The organism is Pseudofrankia coriaricola (assembly GCF_032027725.1).
Classification (GTDB): Bacteria; Actinomycetota; Actinomycetes; order Frankiales; family Frankiaceae; genus Pseudofrankia.
This window is the reverse complement of the sequence record NZ_JASNFO010000025.1, coordinates 77,915-87,362: the sequence shown is the minus strand read 5'-3', so window position 1 is coordinate 87,362 and position 9,448 is coordinate 77,915. Positions and strand designations below refer to the sequence as shown.

Here is a 9,448-nt window from a genome sequence, read left to right as displayed (position 1 = left end):
CCGGCCCCCCCCCCGGTGCGCCGCCGGGGGGGGGGGGGGGGCGCGCGCCCCCCCCCCCCCCCCCCGCCACTCCACGGAGGATGACCGGGCCATTCCGCCGGGCGGGGTCGCACGGCTGGTGACCGCCCGCGCGACCTCGCGCGGGCACTACCGGCGGTGCGTCAGCGACGCGCGCAGGTACTCCTTGTTGAGCCGGGCGATGCTCGCCTGCGGGATGCCCTTCGGGCAGGCGTTGGTGCACTCGCCGGTGTTGGTGCAGCCGCCGAAGCCCTCGGCGTCCATCTGCTCGACCATGCCCACCACCCGGGACTCGCGCTCCGGCTGGCCCTGCGGCAGCACGTTGAGGTGCGAGACCTTGGCCGAGACGAACAGCATCGACGAGCCGTTCGGGCAGGCCGCGACGCAGGCGCCGCAGCCGATGCACTCGGCGTTCTCGAACGCGAGGTCCGCGTCCGGCTTCGGCACCAGCTGGGTGTTCGCCTCCGGCGCGCTGCCGGTGGTGACGCTGACGTAGCCGCCGGCCTGGATGATCCGGTCGAACGCCGACCGGTCCACCATCAGGTCCTTGACCACCGGGAACGCCGCCGACCGCCACGGCTCGATGACGATGGTGTCGCCGTCGGAGAACGTGCGCATGTGCAGCTGGCAGGTGGTGGTCAGGGTCTGCGGGCCGTGCGGCGCGCCGTTGACCACCATGCCGCAGGCGCCGCAGATGCCCTCGCGGCAGTCGTGGTCGAAGGTGACCGGGATGTCCCCATCGAGGATGAGCTTCTCGTTGAGGACGTCGAGCATCTCCAGGAACGACATCTCCGGGCTGACGTCGTCCAGCACGTAGTCGACGAGCGTGCCCTGGGCGTTCGGACCGCTCTGCCGCCAGATGCGCAGGGTGAGTTTCATGCGTAGCTCCGCTGGGCGAGGTGCACTTCGTCGAACTCGAGGTTTTCCTTGTGCAGCACGGGCGGGCTGCCGACGCCGGTGAACTCCCAGGCGGCCGCGTAGGCGAAGTTGTCGTCGTCGCGCAGCGCCTCGCCGTCCGGGGTCTGGCTCTCCTCCCGGAAGTGCCCGCCGCAGGACTCGGCGCGGTGCAGCGCGTCCAGGCACATCAGCTCGCCGAACTCGATGAAGTCCGCGATCCGGTTCGCCTTCTCCAGCGACTGGTTGAGCTCGGCGCCGGTGCCCGGGACCTTGACCCGCGACCAGAACTCCTCGCGCAGCTCGGTCAGCCGGCCCAGCGCCTTGCGCAGGCCGGCGTCGCTGCGGGCCATGCCGCAGTTGTCCCAGAGCAGCTCGCCGAGCTCCTTGTGGAAGGAGTCCGGGGTCCGGTCGCCGTCCGCCGCGAGCAGCTTCGCGAGCCGCTCGGTGCTCTCGGTGTGCGCCGCGACCGCCTCCGGAGCGGACGCGTCGACGGGGGCCAGCTTGTTGGACGCCAGGTAGTTGCCCAGCATGGGGGGCAGCACGAAGTAGCCGTCCGCGAGGCCCTGCATGAGCGCCGAGGCGCCGAGGCGGTTCGCGCCGTGGTCGGAGAAGTTCGCCTCGCCGATCACGAACATGCCGGGGATCGTCGACTGCAGGTCGTAGTCGACCCACAGCCCGCCCATCGTGTAGTGGATCGCCGGGTAGATCCGCATCGGGACCTTGTACGGGTTCTCGCCGGTGATCCGCTGGTACATGTCGAACAGGTTGCCGTACTTCTCGCGGACGCTGGCCTCGCCGAGGCGCCGGATCGCGTCGCCGAAGTCCAGGTACACACCGAGGCCGCCGGGGCCGACGCCGCGGCCCTCGTCGCAGACGTTCTTGGCCGCGCGCGACGCGATGTCGCGCGGGACCAGGTTGCCGAACGCCGGGTAGATCCGCTCGAGGTAGTAGTCGCGCTCGTCCTCGGGGATCACGTCGGGGCTGCGGGTGTCGCCCGGGTTCTTCGGCACCCAGATCCGGCCGTCGTTGCGCAGCGACTCGCTCATCAGGGTGAGCTTCGACTGGTAGTCGCCGGAGCGTGGGATGCAGGTCGGGTGGATCTGGGTGTAGCACGGGTTGGCGAGATACGCGCCGCGCTTGTGCGCCCGCCAGATCGCGCTCGCGTTGGAGTTCTTGGCGTTCGTCGACAGGTAGAAGACGTTGCCGTAGCCACCGGTGGCGAGCACGACCGCGTCGGCCATGTAGGTCGAGACCTCGCCGGTGACCAGATCACGGGCGACGATGCCGCGGGCCCGGCCGTCGATGACGACCAGGTCGAGCATCTCGGTGCGGGCGTGCATCTCGACGTTGCCGGCGTCGATCTGCCGCGACAGCGCCTGGTACGCGCCGAGCAGCAGCTGCTGGCCCGTCTGGCCCCGGGCGTAGAACGTGCGCTGTACCTGGACCCCACCGAACGAGCGGGTGTCGAGCAGGCCCGAGTACTCGCGGGCGAACGGGACGCCCTGGGCGACGCACTGGTCGATGATCTGGACCGAGGCCTCGGCGAGCCGGTGCACGTTCGACTCGCGGGCGCGAAAGTCGCCGCCCTTGATCGTGTCGTAGAACAGCCGGCGGACCGAGTCGCCGTCGTTGCGGTAGTTCTTCGCCGCGTTGATGCCGCCCTGTGCGGCGATCGAGTGGGCCCGGCGCGGCGAGTCCTGGAAGCAGAACTGGATGACGTGATAGCCCTGCTCGGCCAGCGTCGCGCCGGCCGAGCCGCCGGCGAGACCGGTGCCGACGACGATGACCCGGTGCTTGCGGCGGTTGGCCGGGTTGACCAGCTTCGCCTCGAACTTGCGCCGGCTCCAGCGGGTCTCGATCGGGCCGTCCGGGGCGGCCTTGTCGGCGAGATCCGTGCCGACCGTGTATCCGAACGTGTCAGACATGCTCAATCCACCAAACCGGCCATGACGGCGATCGGGACAGACAGGAAGCCGAGCGTGATCACGACGGCGAGCACGCCGGCGGTCGCCTTGTACGCGGTCGCGCGGGTGGCGCTGGTGACGGCCCCGAGGGTGCGCGCCGCGCTCCAGAAGCCGTGCGCGATGTGCAGGCACAGCGCGAGCATCGCGACGATGTAGGCGAGCGCGATGTACCAGTGCGAGAAGTCCGCGACGACGTTGTCGTAGGCGGCGCCCTCGACCCCGTTCGGGTTCGCGACCAGCGCGGTCAGGTCAAGGATGTGGTAGATCACGAACAGGCCGATGATGATGCCGCCGAAGCGCATCGTGTTGGTGGCGTAGCTCGCGGTCGGGCGCAGCCGGTGGGCGTACTTCTCCGGGCGTGCCTTCAGGTCCCGCCTGCTCAGCTGGTAGGCGCTGACGGCGTGCAGCGCGATGGCGACCAGGAGCACGAACCGCTGGATCCAGAGGAACCAGGCGTTGTGCAGAACCGGGCTGCCGATCGTGCGCAGCCAGTGGGCATACGAGTCGAAGTCATCCCTGCCAAAGAAAATCTTGAGATTGCCCGCCATATGGAGGATGAGGAAGAGCAGCATGAGGATGCCTGTGACGGCCATCACTGCCTTCTTGCCGATGTTCGATCGCCATAGGGTCGCCACGGCCGAGGTGCGCCCTACCCGGGTCGCCGGGGTCGCTACTGCCACGAGTGAGCAACGTACGGACCGTCAAGCCCCCGGTCCAAGACATGAAAGTGCTCGTGTCAATAGCCCAGGACTATCGTCTGGGTGTGCAGTTGCATCAGCTGGCCTACTTCGTCGCTGTGGCCGAGACAAAGCACTTCACCAGGGCCGCTACACGCGTTCACGTAGCCCAGCCGTCACTGTCCGCGCAGATCCGGGCGCTGGAGACCGAGCTCGGTAGCCCGCTGTTCAACCGGGCTAGGGGGAATATCACACTCACCGCGGCCGGTGAGGCGCTGTTGCCGCTGGCCAGGCGGATCCTCGCGGACACCGACACCGCCCGCCGCGAGGTCCAGGAGCTGACGGACCTGCGCCGCGGGAAGGTCCGTGTCGGCGCCACCCCGAGCCTGTGCACCGGGATGCTGCCCGAGGTGCTGCGGCTGTTCCGCCAGCGCTACCCGGGCATCCGGCTGCTCGTCGAGGAGGGCGGCTCGCGCGACCTCGTCGGCGAGCTCGCCGTCGGCGCGCTCGACCTGGCGCTGATCATCCTGCCGCTGCAGGGCAGTGACCCGGCGCTGGCCACCACGCCGCTACTGCGCGAGGACCTCGTTGTCATCTCCTCCCCCGACGGCCCGCCGCCGGTGCGCGCCACCCGCATGGCGGTGAGCGACCTGCGCGACCGCCCGCTGGTGATGTTCCGCCGGGGCTACGACCTGCGCGAGTTCACGGTGGGCGCGTGCCGGGCCGCCGGGTTCGATCCGACGTTCGCCGTCGAGGGCGGCGAGATGGACGCCGTCTGCGGCTTCGTGATGGCGGGCCTCGGGATCGCCGTGATCCCGAGCATGGTGGCCTTCCGGCAGCCGCTGCGGACGACGCCGTTCGCCCCTCCCGGCTTGCACCGAACGATCGGCCTGGCCCACCGGCGCGACGTCGAGCCGCCTAGGGCGGCCCGCGAGCTGCGCGCCACCCTCGTCGACTTCGTCGCCAACGCGGCGGCGGCCGACATGCTCCCCCCTGGCGTCCACCCCGCCCCCAACATCTACTCCGGTCCCGCGGAACCACCCGATCGCACGACCGGCATGAGGACGTAGCGGTAGCCGTGGTCGTCCTTGCCGGTGAGGATGGCCGGTGAGCTGGCGGCCTCGTCCGGGTCTGTCGAGGCGAAGCCGATCGTCACCTCGTCGCCGTCGACCGCGCCCAGCCCGTCCAGCAGGTAGTTGGGGTTGTACCAGGCGACCAGGTCGGGCCCGTTGTAGTCGATCGGCACCGAGTCGGTGGCCGAGGCGATACCCAGCGGGTCGGACTCGCTCGCGGCCGTGGTGCCCGTGTCCGGGCCGACGTCCGCGGTCAGGGTGCCCGCCGCGAGCGTGACCCGCACGACAGGGCCTGTGCGCGGCGCGACCACCGACACCCGTCGGATCGCCGCCGCGAGCGGAGCGACCTGGGCGCTCGCGAACAGCGGCACCGATTCGGGAAACAGCCGCCGGTAGTGCGGGAACGTCCCGTCGACAAGCCGGACCACCACCCGGCGCGACCCGGTCGACAACCCGAACCGCGGGCCGCCGTCGTCGTCCGCGCCGAGGCCGAGCGCGAGCCGGGAGGCGGCGGTCGGGATCCGGGCGAGATCCGAAAGCATGCGGGCTGGCACGTGCGCCACCGCCTCCGGTGCCCGCACCGAGGGCTGCCACGGGATCGTGCGCACCGCGAGGCGGTAGCGGTCGGTGGCGACCAGTGTGAGGCCGCGGCCGGTGAACTCGAGCCGCAGCGCCGTGAGCACCGGAAACGTCTCGTCCTTGGCCGCCGCCGGGACGACCTGGCTGACGGCCGCGGCGAAGCCGAGCGTGTCCACCTGGCCGACCGGCGGCGGGAACGCGGGCAGCGCCGGGTAGTCGTCCAGCGGCAGGGTCGGCACCCGGTAGTGGGCGCCGGCGGCACGCACCAGCAGCCAGCCCTCGTCGACGCTGAACCGCACGGACTCGTCGGGCAGGCTACGCATGATCTCGGCGACCAGCCGACCGGGCAGCAGCGCCCTGCCGGGCACCGTCGCCGTCACGTCCACGGTCGCGGTCACGGCCGCCTGGTAGTCGAACGCGGACAGCGTCAACCTGTCCGCGGCGTCCATCAGCACTCCGCCGCCCACCGCCGGCCCTGGCACCGTCCGCGCCGGCAGGTGGCGCGCCACCCATCCGGCGGCCTCCGCGAACTCCGCGCGCGGCACCGTTACCCTCACGACCCCGTCCTCATGGCGCCGTATGGTGCCGTCCTCACGATGCCATCCTCACCGGGCTGTCCTCACGGAGCGATCCTCGGGGCGGCCTTCGCCAAGCCGACTGTCATGCTGGGATCCTGCCGTGTCACGAGCCGATTTCCCGGTATATCGCCCGTGTCGCCGGCAGCATCCCGTGACCACGCTGCGCCACCATACGCGCCCGGTCCACCCATGGCGGCCGCACGAGCGCGGGCGGCGCTCACGGCGACCGCCGCCGCTCGCCGGCCGAAGGCGGGCAAGTGCGGCGCGACGGCCGCGGGCCGGCGACCGCGAACGGTCGCCATCGAAAGCTCCGATCGCGGCTCCCCTAGTCGACCAGTTCCACTCCTCAACCACAGCGTGAAAGCTGACAGAAGCCAAAGGACTACCACCAGAGGCACACTTGACGGCGCTCTGACATCACGATCCCTACAGATCCGCACCACGGCGGCACGATTCGGGCCATTGTGAGGGATGTGAGGACGAGCCTGGACCACCCGTCCCGATCCCTGACCCGCCAGCCCTCGAACCGCCAGCCCACGGGCCGTCGACCTCCCGACCATCGACATCCGGGCCGCCCAGCCGCGGCCCGCCGGCCCACCCGCCGGCTCCGGGCTTGCGCGCTCGCCGCCCTGCTTCTCGCCGCCGCGGGCGCCCTCGTCGGCTGCGGGACGTCCGGCGAGACCGGCTCCGCGCAGGTCGGCGGCGCGTGCGGGTCACCCGGCGTCACCGCCGGCAATGTTCGGCTCGGCCTGCTCTTCCCGGATTCCGGCAGCGCCCAGTCGCTGTTCGGGTCGTTCCGCGCCGGGGTGGACGCCCGGCTGGGCGTCGCCAACGCCGCCGGCGGCGTCCACGGCCGTCAGGTGATCTACGACTGGGAGGATGACGCGTCCGACCCGAGGACAAACCTCGCCGGCGCGACGGCGCTGGTCGACCGAGGAGCCTTCGCCATCCTCGAGTCCACCTCGGCCTCCAGCGGATCTGCCGAGTTCCTACACAGCAAGGGCATACCGGTGACGGGGACGTCGCTGGAAGAGCCCTGGACGATCTACGACAACATGTTCAGCTACTCGAACCTGCTGTCGGAATCGGGATCGGTGTCCACCTATGGCGACTTCGTCGCCGCCCATGGCGGGCACAGCGCGGTCATGGTCGTCTCCCAGTACACCGAGACATCGCTGGACGTCGCCGCGGAACTCACCGCCAGCCTGAAGGCGGCCGGTATCGAGGTGGTCGCGACGGTGGACGCGACCGCGCCGATCAACTTCGAGGGCCTCGGCCGCAAGATCAAGGACAGTGGCGCGGACGTCCTCGTCGGCACGGTCACCGGCACATCTTTCGGGCAGTCGGTGCTGGCCGCCCGCGGCGCCCAGGCGAACCTCCAGGTGATCCTCTCGCCGGCGGGCTACGACCAGCGAATGCTCAACGTGTTCAAGGCGACCATCGCGGGGGCGTACTTCGTCGCCGACTTCCTGCCGTTCGAGGCGGCCCGTCCGGCACACCGCGAGTTCCTGGAGGCGATGTCGCGCTATGCCCCTGAGACGCAGCCGGCCACCCAGCAGGCGGCCCTGTCCGGTTGGATCTCGGCCGACATCATGCTGCGCGGCCTGCAGGTGTCAGGCGACTGCCCGACTCGTGCCGGCTTCATCGCTGCGCTGCGGGCGGTACGCGGCTACACCGCCGACGGGCTGCTCACGCAGCCGATCGACTTCCGGGCCGATTTCGGCAAGCTCACTCGTTGCCTCGCCTTCGTCCAGGTCAACCCGGACGGGACGCAGTTCACCCCGGTCGACCCGCTCCCGCGCTGTGGTCAGCCGGTCGCGCGCTGACCCGGCCGGAACGACGGCACCCTTGAGACATACTCAGTGATATGTACGTCGATATGTACGTCACTGACACTGCGTGGCGGGTGCGCGGCCCGGCACGACCGGCGCCGCCAGCCAGCCACGGGCCGTCCGCGGCGCCCACCCGGTGACGTGGGTCACCCACCCGACGCACCACAGACAGTGACCGCCCCTCACCGCCAGACGGCCGGACGAGCAACCACGCCACCCGCAATGCACACCACCCACCGACGGTCAAGACAAACCCAGCCCAAATCTCTGTCGTAACACCACGGAAATAGATACGACACCACATCGGAACGGCTGGTGCGCAACCTGCCCCCTTGGGTCTCCTGCCGGTGTGATGATCCGGTACCGCGCCGTCCAGGAGGCCGGTCGCCACCGAATCCCCTCAAGCCTCAGGACAGGCGGGACATGCCGTTCGACGTCGGCGCGCTCGACACCGGAGATACCGCGTGGCTGCTGGCCAGCTCCGCGCTCGTACTCGTGATGACGCCCGGTCTGGCGTTCTTCTACGGCGGAATGGTCCGCGTGGAGAACGTCCTCGGCATGCTGATGCAGAACTTCTTCTGTATGGGGATCGTCAGCCTGCTGTGGGTGACCTGTACCTACAGCATCGCCTTCGGCGGCCAGAACGCCTACTTCGGCGGGCTGCACTTCGCCGGGCTGCAGCACATGAACGAGCAGGTACCCGGGTACGCGGGCCCGCTCGCACAGAGCATCCCGCCGATCGTCTTCGCCGCGTTCCAGCTGATGTTCGCCATCGTCACCCCGGCGCTGATCACCGGCGGACCGGCGGACCGGTTCCGCTTCGGCCCGTTCGCGACCTTCATCGTCCTGTGGTCCGCCCTGGTGTACGCGCCGGTCGCGCACTGGGTCTTCTCCCCGACCGGCTGGCTGTTCGAGCACGGTGCCGAGGACTTCGCCGGTGGGACGGTGGTGCACGCCAACGCCGGCGCCGCGGCCATCGCCATCGCCATCGTGATCGGCAAACGGCGCGGCTGGCCGGACGGCAACTTCCGGCCGCACAACGTGCCGTTCGTCCTGCTCGGCGCAGGTCTGCTGTGGTTCGGCTGGTTCGGCTTCAACGCCGGTTCCGCGCTGAAGGCGAACACCCTCGCCGGCTTCGCGTTCATGAACACCAACACCGCCACCGCCTGCGCGCTGCTCGGCTGGATCCTCACCGAGAAGCTGCGTGACGGACGCGCGACCACCCTGGGCGCCGCCTCCGGCGCGGTCGCCGGCCTGGTCGCGATCACGCCGGCGGCCGGCTACGTGACGCCTGTCGGCTCGATCTTCATCGGCTTCATCGCCGGCATCGTGTGCGCGTCGGTCACCGGGATCAAGGGCAAGGTCGGTATCGACGACGCACTCGACGTCGGCGCGGTCCACCTCGTCGGCGGCAGCCTCGGCGCGCTGCTGATCGGCTTCTGGGGCTCGTCCGACACCGGCGGCGAAGACGGCGCCTTCTACGGAGGCGGGTTCGACCTGCTCGGAAAGCAGGGGCTCGCGGTCGCCGCGGTCGTCAGCTACTCGTTCGTCGCCACCCTCATCATCGGCTATGTGATCCGCATGTTCGTCCGGATACGGCTGTCCGTCGACGAGGAGCGCGAGGGCATGGACATCGCCCTGCACGGCGAGCGGGCCTACGACTTCTAGCGAGCGAGGCGCTGAACGCGCTCGCCTCGTTTCGGGCGCTGAGCCTAACCTCCCAGATCGACTCCGCAAGCTCCGTCGATCCGGCAGGAACCCTGCTCCCCACGTGGTTCGGGGCCGAGGCATATGGCGGTGGCCGGTCTGGATCCAGCCCAGGGACGTGGT

Annotated in this window: 7 protein-coding genes; 3 read left to right on the top strand and 4 right to left on the bottom strand. The window is 70.3% G+C overall.

The genetic code is table 11. From position 1 onward, the window contains the following. Positions 1 to 147: 147 nt before the first annotated feature. From QOZ89_RS14615 to QOZ89_RS14605, 3 genes are read right to left on the bottom strand one after another with little or no spacing between them, the layout of a single operon-like run. Positions 148 to 897, bottom strand: a complete 750-nt coding sequence (locus QOZ89_RS14615) for a succinate dehydrogenase/fumarate reductase iron-sulfur subunit (RefSeq protein ID WP_071053744.1) — start codon at positions 895 to 897, stop codon at positions 148 to 150. Further along, a complete protein-coding gene (locus tag QOZ89_RS14610) occupies positions 894 to 2,840 on the bottom strand; it encodes a fumarate reductase/succinate dehydrogenase flavoprotein subunit (RefSeq protein ID WP_071053743.1) in 1,947 nt (648 codons plus the stop codon). The genes QOZ89_RS14615 and QOZ89_RS14610 overlap by 4 nt, the downstream gene beginning before the upstream one ends. Before the next feature lie 2 nt (positions 2,841 to 2,842). After that, a complete protein-coding gene (locus QOZ89_RS14605) occupies positions 2,843 to 3,514 on the bottom strand; it encodes a succinate dehydrogenase cytochrome b subunit (protein WP_312624027.1) in 672 nt (223 codons plus the stop codon). A gap of 86 nt (positions 3,515 to 3,600) precedes the next feature. On the opposite strand from QOZ89_RS14605, the gene QOZ89_RS14600 reads away from it, so the two are divergent. Further along, positions 3,601 to 4,626, top strand: coding sequence for a LysR family transcriptional regulator (locus QOZ89_RS14600; RefSeq protein ID WP_198543593.1), 1,026 nt, complete (start codon positions 3,601 to 3,603; stop codon positions 4,624 to 4,626). Here QOZ89_RS14600 and dnaN read toward each other — a convergent pair. Continuing rightward, entirely contained in the window at positions 4,575 to 5,765 is a 1,191-nt protein-coding gene (gene dnaN / locus QOZ89_RS14595; RefSeq protein ID WP_071053740.1) for a DNA polymerase III subunit beta, read from the bottom strand. The two genes, QOZ89_RS14600 and dnaN, sit on opposite strands and share 52 nt — an antisense overlap. A 494-nt stretch (positions 5,766 to 6,259) precedes the next feature. Between dnaN and QOZ89_RS14590 the strand changes: the two genes are divergently transcribed. Continuing rightward, a complete protein-coding gene (locus QOZ89_RS14590) occupies positions 6,260 to 7,612 on the top strand; it encodes an ABC transporter substrate-binding protein (protein WP_241842373.1) in 1,353 nt (450 codons plus the stop codon). Positions 7,613 to 8,041: 429 nt separating this feature from the next. Continuing rightward, positions 8,042 to 9,286: an ammonium transporter gene (locus tag QOZ89_RS14585; RefSeq protein WP_071053739.1), complete on the top strand. Its 1,245-nt coding sequence runs from the start codon at positions 8,042 to 8,044 to the stop codon at positions 9,284 to 9,286. Positions 9,287 to 9,448: the final 162 nt, after the last annotated feature.